This is a genomic window from Roseibium sp. (assembly GCF_965229775.1).
In the GTDB taxonomy this organism is placed as follows: Bacteria; Pseudomonadota; Alphaproteobacteria; order Rhizobiales; family Stappiaceae; genus Roseibium.
In genome coordinates, this window is record NZ_OZ245929.1 from 2,533,400 (window position 1) to 2,550,465 (window position 17,066).

19 protein-coding genes are annotated in these 17,066 nt (G+C 60.2%); 13 read left to right on the forward strand and 6 right to left on the reverse strand.

Annotation, left to right across the window (positions count from 1 at the left end; genetic code table 11):
* Positions 1-89 precede the first annotated feature (89 nt).
* The 3 genes from ACO07N_RS11565 (at position 90) to ACO07N_RS11575 (ending at position 1,856) form a co-directional block, all read left to right on the forward strand.
* Positions 90-950, forward strand: coding sequence for a LysR family transcriptional regulator (locus ACO07N_RS11565; RefSeq protein ID WP_421981160.1), 861 nt, complete (start codon positions 90-92; stop codon positions 948-950).
* Positions 951-1,109: 159 nt separating this feature from the next.
* Complete coding sequence (locus tag ACO07N_RS11570; RefSeq protein ID WP_306144507.1) at positions 1,110-1,538, forward strand: Hsp20 family protein; 429 nt, start codon at positions 1,110-1,112, stop codon at positions 1,536-1,538.
* A 33-nt stretch (positions 1,539-1,571) separates the two neighbouring features.
* On the forward strand, positions 1,572-1,856 hold the full coding sequence (locus ACO07N_RS11575) for a DUF1150 domain-containing protein (protein ID WP_319385518.1): 285 nt from the start codon (positions 1,572-1,574) through the stop codon (positions 1,854-1,856).
* A gap of 103 nt (positions 1,857-1,959) precedes the next feature.
* Here ACO07N_RS11575 and ACO07N_RS11580 read toward each other — a convergent pair whose 3' ends face one another.
* A complete protein-coding gene (locus ACO07N_RS11580) occupies positions 1,960-2,481 on the reverse strand; it encodes a CBS domain-containing protein (RefSeq protein ID WP_319385519.1) in 522 nt (173 codons plus the stop codon).
* Positions 2,482-2,564: 83 nt separating this feature from the next.
* On the opposite strand from ACO07N_RS11580, the gene ACO07N_RS11585 reads away from it, so the two are divergent.
* Positions 2,565-2,750: a hypothetical protein gene (locus tag ACO07N_RS11585; protein ID WP_421981161.1), complete on the forward strand. Its 186-nt coding sequence runs from the start codon at positions 2,565-2,567 to the stop codon at positions 2,748-2,750.
* A gap of 16 nt (positions 2,751-2,766) precedes the next feature.
* Here the strand turns inward: ACO07N_RS11585 and nqrM are convergent, their stop codons facing one another.
* Both nqrM and ACO07N_RS11595 read right to left on the reverse strand, forming a co-directional pair.
* Entirely contained in the window at positions 2,767-2,997 is a 231-nt protein-coding gene (nqrM, locus tag ACO07N_RS11590; RefSeq protein ID WP_421981162.1) for a (Na+)-NQR maturation NqrM, read from the reverse strand.
* A 24-nt stretch (positions 2,998-3,021) separates the two neighbouring features.
* Entirely contained in the window at positions 3,022-4,056 is a 1,035-nt protein-coding gene (locus ACO07N_RS11595; protein ID WP_421981163.1) for an FAD:protein FMN transferase, read from the reverse strand.
* 172 nt (positions 4,057-4,228) lie between these two features.
* Between ACO07N_RS11595 and ACO07N_RS11600 the strand changes: the two genes are divergently transcribed.
* Genes ACO07N_RS11600 through nqrF form a run of 6 tightly spaced genes read left to right on the forward strand, consistent with a single transcriptional unit; the run spans position 4,229 to position 10,086 of the window.
* Complete coding sequence (locus tag ACO07N_RS11600) at positions 4,229-5,572, forward strand: Na(+)-translocating NADH-quinone reductase subunit A (protein ID WP_421981164.1); 1,344 nt, start codon at positions 4,229-4,231, stop codon at positions 5,570-5,572.
* Positions 5,573-5,575: 3 nt separating this feature from the next.
* Positions 5,576-6,775 (forward strand): NADH:ubiquinone reductase (Na(+)-transporting) subunit B, encoded by a 1,200-nt coding sequence (locus ACO07N_RS11605; protein WP_421981165.1) that lies wholly within the window; start codon positions 5,576-5,578, stop codon positions 6,773-6,775.
* The gene (locus ACO07N_RS11610) at positions 6,768-7,592 is read left to right on the forward strand and encodes a Na(+)-translocating NADH-quinone reductase subunit C (protein WP_421981166.1); all 825 of its coding nucleotides are present in this window, start codon (positions 6,768-6,770) and stop codon (positions 7,590-7,592) included. The genes ACO07N_RS11605 and ACO07N_RS11610 overlap by 8 nt, the downstream gene beginning before the upstream one ends.
* On the forward strand, positions 7,592-8,245 hold the full coding sequence (locus ACO07N_RS11615) for an NADH:ubiquinone reductase (Na(+)-transporting) subunit D (RefSeq protein ID WP_421981167.1): 654 nt from the start codon (positions 7,592-7,594) through the stop codon (positions 8,243-8,245). Before ACO07N_RS11610 ends, ACO07N_RS11615 begins: the two co-directional genes overlap by 1 nt.
* Positions 8,245-8,853 (forward strand): NADH:ubiquinone reductase (Na(+)-transporting) subunit E, encoded by a 609-nt coding sequence (gene nqrE / locus ACO07N_RS11620; protein ID WP_319385527.1) that lies wholly within the window; start codon positions 8,245-8,247, stop codon positions 8,851-8,853. The genes ACO07N_RS11615 and nqrE overlap by 1 nt, the downstream gene beginning before the upstream one ends.
* Before the next feature lie 12 nt (positions 8,854-8,865).
* Positions 8,866-10,086 carry an NADH:ubiquinone reductase (Na(+)-transporting) subunit F gene (gene nqrF, locus ACO07N_RS11625; RefSeq protein WP_421981168.1) on the forward strand — a complete coding sequence of 407 codons (1,221 nt, stop codon included), beginning with the start codon at positions 8,866-8,868 and terminating at the stop codon, positions 10,084-10,086.
* Positions 10,087-10,293: 207 nt separating this feature from the next.
* Here the strand turns inward: nqrF and ACO07N_RS11630 are convergent, their stop codons facing one another.
* Positions 10,294-11,577, reverse strand: a complete 1,284-nt coding sequence (locus ACO07N_RS11630) for an OpgC family protein (protein ID WP_421981169.1) — start codon at positions 11,575-11,577, stop codon at positions 10,294-10,296.
* A gap of 41 nt (positions 11,578-11,618) precedes the next feature.
* Positions 11,619-13,004 carry a tetratricopeptide repeat protein gene (locus ACO07N_RS11635; protein WP_421981170.1) on the reverse strand — a complete coding sequence of 462 codons (1,386 nt, stop codon included), beginning with the start codon at positions 13,002-13,004 and terminating at the stop codon, positions 11,619-11,621.
* A gap of 272 nt (positions 13,005-13,276) precedes the next feature.
* Between ACO07N_RS11635 and ACO07N_RS11640 the strand changes: the two genes are divergently transcribed.
* Both ACO07N_RS11640 and ACO07N_RS11645 read left to right on the forward strand, forming a co-directional pair.
* Positions 13,277-14,428, forward strand: a complete 1,152-nt coding sequence (locus ACO07N_RS11640; RefSeq protein ID WP_421981171.1) for a YeeE/YedE family protein — start codon at positions 13,277-13,279, stop codon at positions 14,426-14,428.
* Positions 14,429-14,510: 82 nt separating this feature from the next.
* Positions 14,511-14,990 (forward strand): DUF302 domain-containing protein, encoded by a 480-nt coding sequence (locus ACO07N_RS11645; protein ID WP_421981172.1) that lies wholly within the window; start codon positions 14,511-14,513, stop codon positions 14,988-14,990.
* Positions 14,991-15,305: 315 nt separating this feature from the next.
* Here the strand turns inward: ACO07N_RS11645 and ACO07N_RS11650 are convergent, their stop codons facing one another.
* Entirely contained in the window at positions 15,306-16,067 is a 762-nt protein-coding gene (locus tag ACO07N_RS11650; RefSeq protein WP_421981173.1) for an SDR family oxidoreductase, read from the reverse strand.
* 201 nt (positions 16,068-16,268) lie between these two features.
* Between ACO07N_RS11650 and ACO07N_RS11655 the strand changes: the two genes are divergently transcribed.
* Positions 16,269-17,054: an ion transporter gene (locus tag ACO07N_RS11655; protein WP_421981174.1), complete on the forward strand. Its 786-nt coding sequence runs from the start codon at positions 16,269-16,271 to the stop codon at positions 17,052-17,054.
* Positions 17,055-17,066: the final 12 nt, after the last annotated feature.

Consider the following 17,066-nt stretch of genomic DNA (forward strand, 5'->3'; position numbering starts at 1 on the left):
ATATTTGATTTTGAAGGAGTGTGTGATGCATAATCTCTCATGAAATTCATCTATCTGCATGTTTTTGAATTGAAATTGAGATTTCAAAAATGAAACAAAATATGGATTGGGAAGATCTGAGGCTCTTTCTCGCGGTCGCCAGGGCCGGCGGTCTTGCCGGTGCCGCCGAACAGACGGGGGTGAGCGCGGCGACACTTGGCAGGCGTGTCGCGTCTCTTGAAAGAAGCCTGAACGTGAGGCTGGTGGAGCGCGAGGCGCGGGGCTATCAGCTGACCTCCGCCGGCCGTGACCTGCTGGTCCGTCTGGAGGATATGGATGACGCCGCCCGCGCGATTTCGGCGTGGCGGGAAAGCGGCAACACCAGGAGGCGCGTACGCATCTCCGCGGGCGACTGGACCGCGCGGCTGCTCATGGACAATATCGGCGCTTTCTGGTCGCAGGACGATCCCTGGGTTCCCGAGTTTCTGGCCGATCCGCGCAGCCGCGATGTCGCCCGGCGGCAGATCGACATTGGCGTCAGGAGCCGGCGGCCGAAACAGGAATGGCTTGCCGGCAGGAAGATCGGAACCGTCCGATATGCTGTCTACCAGGCGGCGTCGGTCGGGGACGCGTCCGGGATCGGCTGGGTCGGCGTTGTCGAGGATGAGGCCCATTTCCCGACCGGCAGCTGGATACGTGACCATCACGGCGAGGAGGTCACGGTCACGGTGAACCGGGCCATGCATGCCCTGCCGCTGGTCCGGCAGGGTGCGGGGCGCATGCTGTTGCCGATGTTCGTCGGCGAGGCATTTTCAGACCTTGTGCGCCTGGGCGATCCGATCGCGTCCCTTCAAACGGAAAGATGGCTGGTCATGCACCAGGACGAACGGCATGAACCTGCGGTCCGCCAGGCCTTGTCCGCCTTGGGAAAACTGTTGAAAACAGACCCGGTTCTGCGATCCGAATTGTGAAAACCTGCCCGGCAAGCCCGCGAAATCGGCGGAAATGACCACTCGCCTTGAATCAATTTTAACTAGGCTCCATATTTACTAACGAATGGAGCCGGTTGGTTCCTGCCCGGATGCCTGATTGGGTCCGGGTGCAAGGTCGCTTCGACAAGGACTTTGAGGATGTCACGCATGTCAGCGTTTTCCAGCCCGTTTATGCTCGGGTTCGACGATATCGAACGTGTGCTCGATCGCGTTTCAAAAGCCGCCAATGACGGCTATCCGCCCTATAACATCGAACGGCTTCCCAAGGTCGAGGGCAGGGGCGACGTCATACGCATCACGCTTGCGGTCGCCGGCTTCACCCGGGAACAGCTTGATGTTTCGGTGGAAGAAAGCCAGTTGGTCATTCGCGGCAGGCAGGTCGACGACAAGTCGCGCGAATATCTGCATCGCGGCATTGCCGCACGGCAGTTTCAGCGGGCGTTCGTTTTGGCCGAAGGCATCGAGATCCTCGGCGCTGACCTGAAAGATGGCCTTTTGTCCATCGACCTCGCGCGTCCCGAACCGGAACGCGTTATAAGAAAAATAGAAATCTCCAGCGGCGAATAGACCCTCGTCGGCAAGAAGAACGGAGAAAGACTGATGCACGATCCCAATAGCCCGGACTGGGCTGACCAGACCATTTTGTCCGAATTCATGTCTGCGGATGAACTGACCGAGCTTGGTACCGGCGATGTAGCCTACATCAAGCCGATCAAGGCCGGAGACCTGAAGGAAATGTTTCCGGACGTCCCGCCTTTGCACGACAACGTGACGCTCTACGCGCTGCAAAATGCGGACGGCACGCCGATCCTGCTTGCCGACAGCCGCGAAGCAGCCGTGGCAAATGCCTTCGAGGCGGAGCTTGAAATGGCGTCGCTGCACTGAGCGATGCGTTGATTGGTGCCCTCAAGCGCCGAGGGATCCGGCACGCAGCGTGCAGCGGGACCGAGGATTTGGACGCGGCCTTCTTGAGGCCGCGTTTTCATTTTTAGCCGACGATCAGCTGTTTCAGCTGCAGCGACTCGTATTCCAGTTCGGTCAGGCGGTAGTTCACGACGTCGCCGATGGTGACCATGCCGACGACAGCGCCGTTTTCGACGACAGGCATGTGGCGGAACCGTCCTTCCGTCATCTTGCGCAACAGAGAAATCAGCGGATCATCCGGTCCGCAGACCTCCACGTCGCGTGTCATGATATCCCCGACCGTCTGCTTGAGCGTTTCCCCGGGGGTCTCCGCGAGCCTGCGCACGATGTCCCTCTCCGACAGGATACCCTGAAGCTCACCGGCGGCATCCTTGACGATCAGCGCACCGATCCTCTTGTCCCGCAGCATTTCAGCGGCTTCCAGAAGCGTGTTCTGGGGGCGGAGGGCGAAAACTTCCTGACCCTTCGAGGCAAGAATCTTGCGCACGGAAGCCGCCTCGTTCGTCGTGTTGGTTTGCGAGGACTGGCTGTGGGTGGTTGCTTGCATCTTGTCTTTACGGCTCGGGGCCTGATAAGAGCTTGGCATGATTTTGGCTCCCTTCTGTCTGTCCCTCTGCGGACTTGACAATCAGCTTAGCCGAAACATGCCTGTTTAAGGAACTCTTCAAATTGCAAGATTTGATACTCTCCCCGTTTGTTGCCACAAGCCTGTTCGTTCTGGCCTGTTTCGCCGGCTTTCAGTACCGGCGTGTCTGGGTCAACGAGGGACCGAGATGGAAACTCTGGCTTTTCGGGGTTCTGGCGGGCGTTTGCCTGGCCGTCGTGGCGTTCATACCGGTCGCGGCGAACAGCTGATCCGGGAGGCCGGGTCTCAGCCTTCCATTTGTGCGTTCATTTTCCGCGCCCGCGGGCAGGACGCAAGACGGTCGCGCAACGGGCTGTCCGGATCGATTTCCTTTTTGCAGACCAGGCAGTGATCCGCATCCGCAATCGCGTTCAGGCCACCGCAGCTTCCCTTGATGGTCCGTCCGGAAAAGATCACGCCGATCGCCATGCCGACAACGACGACAAGCAGAAGCGCAAATGCCAGAACGAAGGTCATCAGGATCTCAATCCGGTTGTTTTATCAGGCCTGCAGCGCCTTGAAGCGATTGCTTGTCGCCGTCACGAAGCCGCTGTTCGGCGCGTCTGCTTTCCGATCGATGAACATTACCGCCAGATCGCGCTGGTTGGCAATCTCAAGCCCGCGGTCCGTACCTGCGGCAAGAAGAGCGGTCGACCAGGCATCCGCCATCATCGTGTTTTCCGCCAGAACGGTCACGGACGCCGTCCTGTGCGTGATCGGCCGGCCGGTATGGGCATCGATGATATGCGAATAGCGTTTGCCGTCCTGCTCGAAATAGTTCCGGTAGTCGCCGGACGTGGCCATGCCGAGATTGGACACACTGGCAACCTGGAAGGTCTGGCGCGACAGCGCATTCGGCGATTCAATGCCGATCTGCCACTCCATGCCGTCCGCATTGCGCCCGGAGACGTAAATGTCGCCGCCGATCTCGACCATGAAATCCGTAAGACCGAAAGATCTGACCACTTCTGCGATCTGGTCAACGCCGTAGCCCTTGCCGACCGAGGGCACGTAGATCTGCGTGTCCGGACGTGTCTTGCGCAGGCTCGTGCCCTGGACCTCCAGGCCATCCGTCTGGCCTGCCGAGCCCTTGGCGGCTGCAAGAACAAGCGTGTCGGGTGCGGCGTGGATGCCCGGCTTGCTGGCGCCGAAGCCCCAGGCTTCGATCACCGGACCAAGCGTGATGTCGAATTGCCCGTCGCTGGCGTGATTGACGTCCTTGGACGCCAGAACCACCTTGGCAAGGCCTTCCGACACCTGCATCGGGTCGGTCGAATTCAACGCGTTGAAACGGGAAACCTCCGAAGCCGGGTCCCAGTTGGACAGCTGCTCATTGACGCTTGCGAGGCTTTTTCCGATCGCCTTTTGCAGCGCGGCCTTGTCAACCTGCCGGTCATGATCGACAGCCGTTACCGAATATCCTGTTCCCATCGTGGAACCGGAAAGTTCCAGAATATCCGCTCCGCCCTTGCAGGCGGCCAAGGACAGCGACATCAGGATGAAGCTGCGCCGGGAAAATAAGATATCAGTGGGCACGGTACCAGTCTCCGGTAGATCATGAGCGACATGTGTCGCATGTCCACTCGCGCTTTTCATTGGTTTTGCCGGCCAATTCAACCAAAAAATTTTGTCCACAGGCAAATTAGTGCTTTTGACCGAGGCAAAAACATAGCATATGCGGGGCTAGAATTTTCTGGAGGCCGGGTGCGTGCAAAGCTTCAAGCTCAAAAAAGGTCTGGATCTGCCGATAACGGGCGCGCCCGTTCAAGAGATCAGCGACGAGCTCAAGACAAACTCCGCTGCGGTTCTGGCGGCAGACTATATCGGCCTGAAGCCGCGTCTGCTTGTTGGTGAAGGCGACACCGTCGGCGTCGGCACGCCCCTCTTCTTCCATAAGGACACGCCCGAGGTGATGATCGTGTCGCCCGTGGCCGGCCGCGTCAGAGCGATCAATCGCGGCGCGCGGCGTGTCTTGATCAGCGTGGTGATCGACATCGACGACGGTGCGGCCGAACCGGTTGATTTCTCAGGTGTCGGCGATCTGGGCGAAGCCTCCGGTCTCGTGGAACGGCTCTGTGCCTCCGGCCTCTGGACCTCTTTCCGCACCCGTCCTTATTCGAAGGTTCCGGATCCGGCAACTCGGCCGGCGGCGTTGTTCGTGACTGCGACCGACACCGAACCGCTTGCCGCCGACCCGGCCACTATCATCGGCGAAAACGGGGCCGCGTTCGAAAAGGGGCTCGAGGCAATCAGATCCCTGAGCGACGGAAAGACCTATCTTTGCTGCGAAACGGGGGCCGAGATCCCCGGTTTGACCATGTCCGGTGTCGAAGTCGCCGGGTTTTCCGGACCACATCCGGCGGGGCTCGCCGGAACGCACATCCATTTCCTGGATGCTCCGAGCGCGGAAAAGACGATCTGGAGCATCGGCTACCAGGACGTCATCGCGATTGGGAAGCTGCTCGAGACGGGACATTTCGATCCGAACCGCGTAATTGCCCTGTCCGGCCCGCGCTGCGCCAAGCCGCGGCTGGTGCGGACGATCGCCGGTGCATCGATGGAAGAATTGGCAGACGGCGAGATCACCGGCGATGAACCCGTGCGGCTCATTTCCGGATCGGTGCTGAGCGGACGTCTGGGCGAGGGACCGAGCGCTTACCTTGGACGCTATGCGCGGCAAATGACCGTGATCGAGGAGGATCGCAAGCAGATCCCGATGGGCTGGATCTTGCCGATGCCGTCCAAATACGCATTTCAGCCCGTGCTGGGCTCCGCGTTTTCAAAGAAACTCTACGCGCTGACGTCGAACCTGAACGGCGGCCGCCGGGCGATGGTTCCGCTCGGGACCTTTGAGGAACTGATGCCGCAGGATTACCTGCCGACCCAGCTTCTGCGCGCGCTCCTGGTCATGGACACCGACCAGGCGCAGGCGCTTGGCGCACTGGAACTGGACGAGGAAGATCTCGGACTGGTAGGCTTTGCCTGCCCTGCGAAATATGAATATGGCATTGCGCTCCGTGATTGCCTGTCGAAGATCGAAAAAGAGGGCTAGGTTTTGGGTCTGCGCAGCTTCTTTGACCGCATTGAGCCGCTTTTCGTAAAGGGCGGAAAATACGAGAAACTTTTCCCTGTCTACGAGATGGTGGAGAGCTTCCTTTATACACCGCGGACCGTCACCACCGCAGCACCGCACGCGCGATCCTACATCGACATGAAGCGCATCATGACCTACGTGGTCATCGCGACGATCCCGTGCATTCTGGTGGGGCTCTACAACATCGGCTTCCAGGCAAACCACGCGATCGCGACGTATGGCGCGTCCGGATGGCGTGCCTGGATCATCGAAGCGCTGGGGATCGGGTTCAATCCGGCCAATCCATTTGCGAATTTCGTGCACGGCCTGCTCTACTTCCTGCCCATCTACATCACCACGCTGGTCGCGGGCGGCATCTGCGAAGTGGTTTTTGCGACCGTGCGCGGCCATGAGGTCAACGAAGGTTTTCTCGTGACCTCGATGCTTTATGCGCTGATCCTGCCGCCGACTGCACCGCTCTGGCAGGTTGCCCTCGGCATCGTGTTCGGCGTCGTCATCGGCAAGGAAGTCTTCGGTGGAACCGGCAAAAACTTCCTCAACCCGGCACTCACCGGCCGTGCGTTCCTCTATTTCGCCTATCCGGCGCAGATGTCGGGCGACACCATCTGGACGCCGGTTGACGGCTTTTCCGGCGCGACGGCGCTGTCCGTCTCCGCATCGGACGGCTACGCCCAGCTCGCAGCCCATGGCATGACCTGGATGGATTCCTTCCTCGGCATCATGCAGGGCAGCATCGGCGAAACTTCGACCCTTGCCTGCCTGATCGGCCTCGCCTTCCTGCTTGTGACCAAGATCGCCAACTGGCGCCTCGTCGTCGGCTGTCTTGCGGGCATGATCGCATTTTCCACGCTGCTCAACCTGATAGGCTCGGATACGAACCCGATGTTCGCCATGCCCTGGTACTGGCATCTGGTTGTCGGCGGATATGCCTTCGGCCTCGCGTTCATGGTCACCGAACCGGTGTCCGCGTCCCACACCAACATGGGGCGGTACATATACGGCGCCTTGATCGGTTTCATGGTCGTCATGATCCGGGTGATCAACCCGGCCTTCCCGGAGGGCATGATGCTGGCGATCCTGTTCGGCAACGTGTTCGCACCGCTGATCGACTATTTTGTCGTGCAGGCCAACATCAAGCGCAGGGCGAAGCGAAATGCCTGAAGACACCGGACAGAACGAAAACAGCCAGAACAAGGGCTTCGTGCGGCGGTTTCTCGACATGCCGGCCGACTCCGTTCCCAAGACGGTGTTCGTGGCCGTGTCGCTGTGCCTGGTCGCGTCCATGATCGTGTCGGCGGCCGCCGTTTCCCTGCGCCCGCTCCAGGCCGTGAATGCGCTGAAGGACAAGCAGATCAACATTCTGCAGGTCGCCGGCCGCTATGAACCCGGCACCGATGTTGCAGAAGCATTCAAGGTCTTCGAACCGCATGTCCTTGAACTGGCGACCGGCGAGTTCACGGATGCATTCGACCCGGCGACCTTCGACGACCTTGCCGCTGCCAGCGATCCGGAAACGTCCATCGCCCTGGAGAACGATCCGGCATCGATCGGCCGCCAGTCCAAATTCGTCACGGTCTATCTCCTGCGCAAGGACGACGGCAGCCTGGACAAGGTGATCCTGCCGTTGCACGGCTATGGCCTCTGGTCGACGCTTTACGGGTTCATTTCGCTCGAGGCGAACGGCAACGACATCTACGGATTGCAGTTCTACCAGCACGCGGAAACGCCGGGGCTGGGTGCGGAAGTCGACAATCCGCGCTGGAAGGCCCTTTGGAACGGCAAGAAACTCGCCGACGATGGCGGCAATCTGCTGATAACCGTTGCCAAGACCGCCCCGCCGCAGGGGGAAGAATATCATGTGGACGCGCTGGCAGGCGCAACGCTAACCTCGGTCGGCGTTGATAACCTCGTGCGTTTCTGGATGGGCGAGGCGGGCTATGCGCCCTTCCTGGCCAAACTGCAAGCAGGAGAGATCTGATGGCGCAGACCAGAAGACAGATGCTGATCGATCCACTGGTCGACAACAATCCCATCACGCTGCAGGTTCTCGGGATCTGTTCTGCCTTGGCCGTGACCTCCTCGCTGCAGGTCTCGCTGGTGATGGCGATCGCCGTGACCCTTGTGACGGGCTTCGCATCGATGTTCATCTCGATGTTGCGCAACCACATCCCGGGTTCGATCCGGATCATCGTGCAGATGGTGATCATCGCGTCTCTCGTGATCATCGTGGATCAGGTCCTGAAAGCCTATGCCTACGAAATTTCGAAGACCCTGTCGGTCTTTGTCGGCCTGATCATCACCAACTGCATCGTCATGGGCAGGGCAGAAGCCTTCGCCATGAAGAACCCGCCGGTTGCCTCCTTCATCGACGGTGTCGGCAACGGTCTGGGATACGGTCTGATCCTGATGCTGGTCGGTTTCATCCGTGAACTCTTCGGGGCGGGCAGCCTTTTCGGCTTCAACATCCTGCAGACCGTGAACAACGGCGGCTGGTACGTACCCAACGGCATGCTGCTGCTGCCGCCGTCAGCCTTCTTCATCATCGGGCTGCTGATCTGGGCGTTCCGGACCTGGAAGCCTGAACAGGTCGAGGAACCCGAATACAAGATCCAGGTGGTGGACGCGCACTGATGGAACATCTGGTCTCCCTAGCCGTCAAGGCGATCTTCGTCGAGAACCTCGCGCTGTCCTTCTTTCTGGGCATGTGCACCTTCATCGCCGTGTCGAAGAAGATCTCGACTGCGATCGGTCTCGGCATTTCGGTCATGATCGTCCAGGCGATCACGGTTCCGGCCAACAACATCATCCTCAACTATCTGCTTGCACCCGGTGCGCTCGCCTGGGCCGGGTTCAGCGATGTCGACCTGACCTTCCTTGGACTGATCTCCTATATCGGCGTGATCGCGGCGCTGGTGCAGATCCTCGAGATGGTTCTCGATAAGTACTTCCCGCCGCTCTACAACGCGCTCGGCGTGTTCCTGCCCCTGATCACGGTGAACTGCGCCATTCTCGGCGGATCGCTGTTCATGGTGGAACGCGACTACGATTTCACCGAGTCGGTCACTTACGGGCTTTCCTCCGGTTTCGGCTGGGCCCTGGCAATCACGGCCATGGCCGGCGTCCGGGAAAAACTGAAATACTCCGACATTCCTGAAGGCCTTCAGGGTCTGGGCATCACCTTTATCACTGCCGGACTGATGGCTCTCGCCTTCATGTCCTTCAGCGGCGTTAAACTGTAACGGGAGAGCCTTGTGGCCACATTCGGACTCGGCATTCTGCTCTTTACCCTGATCGTGCTGGCGCTCGTCACGATCATTCTCGGCGCGCGTTCCAAGCTCGTGTCGACCGGCAATGTCAATATCAGCATCAACGGCGAGAAGACGATCTCCGTCCCGGCCGGCGGAAAGCTGCTGCAGACCCTCGCCGAACAGAAACTGTTTGTGCCGTCCGCCTGCGGCGGTGGCGGAACCTGCGCCCAGTGCCGGGTCAAGATCTTTTCCGGCGGCGGCTCGATCCTCCCGACGGAGGAAAGCCATATCACCAAGCGCGAGGCGGCCTGTGGCGATCGCCTGTCATGCCAGGTTGCCGTCAAGCAGGACATGGAGATCGAGGTTCCCGAGGAAGTCTTCGGCGTCAAGAAATGGGAATGCACCGTCCGCTCCAACGAGAACGTCGCGACCTTCATCAAGGCGCTGGTTCTGGAGCTGCCGGAAGGCGAAGACGTCAACTTCCGTGCCGGCGGCTATATCCAGATCGAGGCACCGCAGCACGCACTCAAATACACCGACTTCGATGTCGAGGAGGAATATCGCGAAGATTGGGACCGCTTCAATCTCTGGCAATATGAATCCGTCGTTTCCGAACCGCTGGAACGCGCCTATTCCATGGCAAACTACCCCGAGGAAAAGGGGATGATCATGCTGAATGTCCGCGTGGCGTCTCCGCCTCCCGGGTCGTCCGGCATTCCTCCGGGCAAGATGTCGAGCTACATCTTCAACTTGAAACCGGGCGACAAGGTTACCATTTCCGGTCCCTTCGGCGAGTTCTTCGCACGCGAAACCGAAAAGGAAATGGTGTTCATCGGCGGCGGTGCCGGCATGGCGCCGATGCGCAGCCACATCTTCGATCAGCTCAAGCGTCTGAAGTCGAAGCGCAAGATCAGCTTCTGGTATGGTGCGCGCTCAAAGCGCGAAATGTTCTTCGTCGAGGACTTCGATCAGCTCGCTGCCGAAAACGAGAATTTCGAATGGCACGTGGCACTGTCCGATGCGCTGCCGGAGGACGACTGGTCCGGCTACACCGGGTTCATTCACAACGTGCTCTACGACGAGTACCTGAAGAACCACCCGGCACCCGAGGACTGCGAGTTCTACATGTGCGGACCGCCCATCATGAACTCTTCGGTCATCAACATGCTGCTTGAGCTGGGTGTCGACCGCGAAGACATCATGCTCGACGACTTCGGCGGCTGAGGTAAGAAAACCGGACATTCAGCAGGAACGGAGACGCGCTGCCCTGATCGCCAAACGGTCAGGGCAGTTTCTTTTTCGGCAAGGTGGTCTGGCCGGTTCGCATCAAACGGCAGGAAGACCTTTGAGCACGGGTTCGGGATTTGCTTGCCGGCATCCGGCGGACGCAGACACGCCTGCTCACTCAGGTCTTGGGGGTGACACCCGACCCTAGACGAGCGCCGGGTCTTTCGCCTTCTGGGCTGTTTCCTCGGCACTCGCCGATCCGTTCGCCTGCGGGGAGGATCCCTGCGCCTTTCCGGACGAAGTGCCCGACACCGCAGGCGGTTTGCGCCAGGGCGTGCTCTTGAACCAGGCAACCACGTAGGCAACCGCGATCAGCGCCAGGAAGCCGCCGAAATTGGTGTAGATCTGCGCTGTCCACTCGCCGCGTGCCCAGGCCATGTCGCGAAGGATGGCGACCGTCTGGGCGATGACAAGGCTGGCCATGAAGACGGCCAGGGACTGCTGGCCCACTTTCTGGACCACGCGCACGAATCCGCCCCAAAGGGCACCGTGGCCGAGTAGATACTTGCCGTGTTCGCCGGCGGCCACCCAGGCAACATAGGCCAGCGCCAGGAAGTGAATGTAGCGCAGGATACCGAATTCGGTCTTGACCCAGAGCGGCCTGATTGCCTCGCGCACCTCGCGTGCCCAGACGACGTCCAGGTGGTTCTCGCTGTGGATGCGGAAATAGGCGAAGGGAACCGTGATCAGGATGATCGCGAGGGCCGCAAGGATCAGGTTCCGGTTCACCGGCGGCGCCGGAATCCAGCCGCGCATGAAGGCGAACCCGGTGAAGAACAGCATTTGCCAGGCAAACGGGTTGAAGAACCACTTGCGCTCCGACCAGGGCTCCGCCGGCAGGTCGAGCAGGCCGAACTGTGAGGCGAGCCACAGACCGAATGAGAATGCGAAGGCTCCGGGCACGGAATAGCGTGCAATCAGCATGATGGCCGGCATCAGGGCCAGGATCACCACATACATCGGCAGGATGTCGAAATAGTTGGGCACCCAGGTCATCGTCATGAGGCCGGGCAGGGCAATCTCCGTCTTGTTGTAGAGATGCCAGAGGTTCAGCGAATTGACGTAGTCCTGGGTCAGTCCGCAGCAATCGTTCAGGAAGCCGCTTTCGTGCACCATCACCAGCCCGACCGCGATCACCAGGAACTGGCCGATAAAGGCCCAGTAGACCTGCCACATGCGCTGCACGACACGCGCGGCGCCGATGCCCCATCCATAGACGTCGAACGTCTTGCCGAACGCGAGGGCGGACGCCATGCCGGAGCAGAAAACGAAAATCTCCGTCGCGTCGGAAAAACCGAAACGCGCAGGGATCCACAAGGTCCACCAGTTCCACGGCACATGGGCAATGAAGATGATGAACATCCCTATCCCGCGAAAAAAATCGAGCCGCGGGTCGCGAGGACGTTTCGTTTGTGTATGTGCGTTCACGTCAAATCCAGAAAATTGCAGTCGCTCGGGCGCCAGGTCCTTCAGTAGGAATTGGCGGCCCTGAGGTTCTCGTCTTCCATGACCTGCTCGGCCTTCTGCATCTTGCCGCAGATCTCGAGCCGTTGCTCGGCAAAGCGATCGAGTGCACCGCGCTTGTCGCTGCGGCTCTTGATAATGGTTTCGGCCTCGCTCGAAAAGCCCGCGCGCAGGGCAGCGTCGATCGTGATGCGCTCAAAGACGTCGCGCTGCGCATGGGACCCGCCGATCGTGTAAAGATTGTCGCGGGCAGAGGTCAGCAGCGAAAAGGCGGAGGCGTAGTTACCCTTCCGGTACTGCTCCAGTCCGAGCCCTGTCGGCAGACCGGCTTCCGCCGAGATGCGTCCGAGATCGGTTTCGGTCTTCGAGCGTTCCTTCAGGCCGGTCAGAAGCCGGTCCGCGCCCATGCGCCGGCCGCCGTTCAAAAGCGCCAGCAGGTAGTGAAGATCGGCGAAGACGTTACACCCGTCTTCGGCGCGCTTGTCGGACAGCTGCGCGATCTCCTCCCAGCGGGACCCGACATCGACGCCTTCCAGCTCGAGCCGGACGAGAAGCGAGGCCGCGTTGGAAATGTCGCGGTAATCGTCCGTCTTGTCCTTGCGGATATCGGCATCGTAGAGCGCGAGCGCCTTGTCGGCCTGTCCCTGGTCGAGATACATCAGCGCGAGGTGCCACCACACATGGTAGCCGAAATTGTTGCAGTGGGCCCATCCGTCTGGATGGTTCTCCAGCCAGCCGACACCTTCTTCGGACCGGCCGGTCATGTCATGCACATGCGCGACCGCATGCAGGCCCCAGGCGTCGTCCCGGGCAAACTCCAAACCCCTGCGCCCGGACGCCTCGGCAAGCCGGTAGTCTCCGGTTTCCTCCAGCGAGAACGCCCGGCACCCCAGCAGATAGCCATAGGCGGGATGCTTTTCGTCATAGGCGGAAAAGACGCGGTCGATGGACTGGCGCATGCCGACGGCGTCGCCGAGGACGAAGCGAATCGCGTGGATAAGCTTCATCATGAAGGCATCTTCGGGCACACGAACCAGCATGGCATCCAGAATGTCCACCGATCTGGAGGGGAAACCGTCGAGCCAGACATCGAGCGCCTGGACAAAGGCTGCCTCGCGATCGGTAATCGGCGTGTTCCGGGCGGATGTTTTTGCAATCTTCAGACACTCGCCGGCGGTCGCATTAAGCTCCTTGCGTCCGAGCAGAAGGCAGAACATTCCCCGCGCAGCGTGGCCGAGTGCGAAATCCGGGCTCAGGCCGAGACAGGTTTCGAGATGGACCGGTGTGGTCTTTCCATGCGCCAGAAAGGCCAGCACGGTCGCGTTCCAGGCCGCTACGGCGTCCTTGTCCGCGAGAGTGAGATCATATCCAAATTGATCGCTGAGACGCATGTGTGGCCTTCTCGTTTCCCATGCTGGCGGCTACCGTGCGGTCTCAAGGACAACGCGAACGGCAGCAGGCAGCCGAATGAATTCTCACCGCTAAAAATCCGCAGCCTTCTCATGAACTGCAAAACACAAAAAGGTGTTGGCAATGTGTAGTGCAGACATTGAGCTTTGGATTGTGAAGATATGGCGGGTGATGCAAGGGTAAAGCCCAATTTTTCGGCACTCTGCTTGGGACGGGCTGCAAGGATCGGCAGCAGGAAAAGGGTAGTAATTCTATGGCTGTCACGATTGGGAAGTCACAGGGCACCGTCGTCGCCGTTGCGGCCGGCCTGCTCGCGCTGATTTCGCTCGGTGCCTATGCCGAGGCCGGTCTGCGTCAGGCTGTCGCAGTCCTGATCGGCGGTGTTGCCGGACTTTCCCTCTATCACGCCAGTTTCGGGTTCACCGCCGCCTGGCGGCGGATCGTGACGGAACGGCGCGGTGCGGGTCTGCGTGCGCAGTTCGTGCTGATCCTGCTCACAAGCGCCGTCTCCTTTCCCCTGATCGCCTGGGGCGCCCAGCTGGGATGGCCGACTGGAGGCTTCGTCTTCCCGTTCGGCGTTGCCGCGGCCATTGGTGCCTTCATGTTCGGTGTCGGGATGCAGCTTGGCGGTGGCTGCGGCTCCGGAACGCTGTTCACGGCCGGCGGCGGATCGACGCGCATGATGATCACGCTTGCCGCCTTCATCCTGGGCTCGGTGCTGGCAACGGCCCATCTTCACCTCTGGGGACAGTTGCCGAAACTGCCGGCAACATCGCTTATCCGCGAATTCGGACCTCACGGGGCGTTCCTGATCACGGCTGCCGTCTTGGGCGCGCTGGCCTTCGCGACTGTACGCATTGAACGTGGTGCGCACGGTGAACTGGCCACCTCCCGCAAGACGGAGTCGTTCCTGACAGGGCCGTGGTCGCCCATGACGGGGGCCATCATGCTGGCCATCGTCGGCATCGCGACCTTTGTCGTGGTTGGCCGGCCCTGGGGCATCACGTCCGCCTTTGCGCTATGGGGCGGCAAGATCTTTCATGCTGTCGGCATTCCGGTCGACACCTGGCCATACTGGACGTGGCAGCGCAGTGCCTTGGAAAACTCCGTTCTGAGGGACACTACGTCGGTGATGGATTTCGGCGTCATCCTGGGAGCGATGGCGGCGGCGGCCCTTGCCGGCAGGTTCGCGCCGGTCTGGCAGCTCAGCCGCCGGGATCTGCTGACGGCGATCGCGGGTGGTCTGCTGATGGGCTACGGGGCACGGCTTGCCTATGGCTGCAACATCGGCGCCTATCTCGGTGGCCTGGTGTCCGGATCGCTGCACGGCTGGCTTTGGCTGCTGTTCGGCTTTCTCGGAAGCCTGCTGGGCACGCGTCTGCGCTTGAAACTCGGGATGGGGTAGATCACACCCGATTGTGAAGCGTGCGTGAACGCGTGCACGCTAGGCTCTCGACCAACGACATTTTTTTCTGAAGGACGGGCATATGCGCACCCTGCTCAGCTTCTTTTTGCTGGTTTTCTTCTCCCTTTCTCCCGCAATGGCAGACAGTGTCGCGGAACGCGAAGGCTGGCAGGTCATCGCGACGGACAAGCCCTACCAGGCGCTCGTCGATGATCTTAAGGCCGCCATCAAGGCGGAAAAGATGCTGCTGGTGACACAGGCGAGCGCGTCCGCCGGCGCCAAGGGGCGCGGGCTGACGATCCCGGGCAACCGCGTCATGGGGGTCTATCGCAACGATTACGCGATCAGGATGCTGGAGGCATCGGTCGCCGCCGGCATCGAGGCACCGATCCGGTTTTATGTCACCGAGGACACCGGCGGCACCGCGACCCTGTCCTGGAAAACGCCGAGTTTCGTGTTCGCACCCTACATGGAAGAGGGCGGCGATGCGCTTGCCGAACTGGCAGCCGAACTGGACAGTGTGTTTCAGACCATTGCCGCCAAGGCTGTTGCATCCCGGTAACACGCGGCTTTCATTGTGCTTTGTCGATTGGGGACGAGGAAAATTTGGGCTTGTCGTGACTCACTTGCAAGGTCACACTCAAGGCGTCGTCAACTATTGAAAGGAGGTGTGCCCATGTCTAGTGAGTATCGGAACGTGGCCCGGAAGTCTGGGTGGAATGGATCGGTGCTGGAGCAGCCTCTGGTATTGCAAAGTTTCACCGGGATCTGATCCGGACCTAGGGTCTACGTCGATCTCATGGGAGGGCCGCACCGCGGCCCTCTTTTGTTTTTGCGGTTCCCTGCTTCTGTGAAGAGGATTTCCCGCCACGGCGGATCAGATGAGGCCGACGGCCTTGCGCACGTCCTCGTCCCGGAGCGAGCAGTCGATGCCGCGATAGGGATCGCCCGCATCGGTACTCAGCCAGCAGATGGCCTCGCCGACCCATTCGGCCGGAATATGCACGGACGGATCCAGCTGACTGACCGGGTTGATGCCGGAGGCCTTGATGTCGACCTGCATCTGGGTCGCGACCGTTCCGGGGCTGAGGCCGATGACACGGATGCCCTTGTCGCCGAATTCCTTTTCGCCGCATCGCGTCAGCGACAGGGCCGCGGCCTTGGAGGAGCAGTAGTGGCTCCAGCCCTCCAGCGCTCCGGAGGCCGCCCCCGAACTGATGTTGATGATCGTCCCCGACCCGTTTTCCAGCATCTGCGGAACGGCTGCGCGGATCCCGTGGTAGACGCCTTTGACATTCACATCGATGACGTTTGCCCAGGCTTCGGGATCGGACGCTTCGATCCTGCTGATGGGCTCGATGACCCCGGCATTGTTCACCAGGATATCGAGCGTTCCGAACGTATCGGTGCAGAACCGGACGGCCTTTTCGACATCGGCATAGTCTGCGACATCGCACGTGACGGCGGCTGCCGCGCCTCCGCCGGCGTTGATCTCGGCCGCGATCCGGTCAATGTCACCGGCGGAGCGTGCCGCGAGCACGACCTTCGCGCCGTATTTCGCGAGACTGCGTGCAGCGGCTTCGCCGATACCGCGGCTTGCGCCCGTCACCAGGGCAACTTTTCCAGACAAATCAAACATAAAACGTACCTGAACTGTGCGGACCCGTGCGGCCCGCGTTGAACTTGGCGCAAACTTAGTGTGAGAAAGCCGCAGAATAAACAGTTCGTTTGCAGTAACATCGTGCAGGAATTACACGAATGCCTGAACGATGTATTTTGAGGGTTCCTGATCCTGCCCGACGAACCTGCCTCGGGGCCGGACAATGACAAGGCTTATTGGATGGCTGCAGAAAAATCCGCGCTGCAGACGGGTCTCCGTCAGCTCTATTTCGGTCACTCGACGCGGGCGCGGGTCTTCAGGTTCACGCTTCTGGCGTTCGATGTCATCACGATCGGATATTTCATCGTCTCGTCCGTCATGGATCCGGAACGCCACTTTCACACGCTCGACTTCATTCTTGCAGGCGTCCTGTCACTGGATTACATCGCGCGCCTGATTGCCTCGGCGGCGCCTGCCCGGTACCTGTTCAGTTTTGGATCGCTCACCGACATCGTGGTGATCGCGTCGCTGCTGGCCCCGGTTTTCCTTGAGAACTTCGCGTTTCTGCGGGTCGTCAGGATGCTGCGGCTGTTGCGCTCCTATCATTTGCTGAAGGAACTGCGCGAAGCCTCGAGCTGGTTCCGCAGAAACGAGGACATTCTCCAGTCAGCCGTCAACCTTGTCGTCTTCATTTTCGTCGTGACGGCGATCGTCTTCGTCATCGAGGATGACCGCAATCCGAACATCAATAATTATCTCGATGCGCTTTATTTCACAGTGACGACCCTGACGACCACCGGATTTGGCGACATTACGATGACCGACAGCATCGGCCGGCTGATGACGGTGCTCATCATGATATTCGGCGTCGCGCTGTTTCTGCGTCTGGTGCAGACCATCTTCCGGCCGTCAAAGGCGCGGGTCAGTTGTCCCGATTGCGGCCTGAACCGTCACGACACCGATGCGATCCACTGCAAGCATTGCGGACGTATGCTCAATATCCCGACCGAGGGCGCATGGGACTGAACGGCGGTCCGT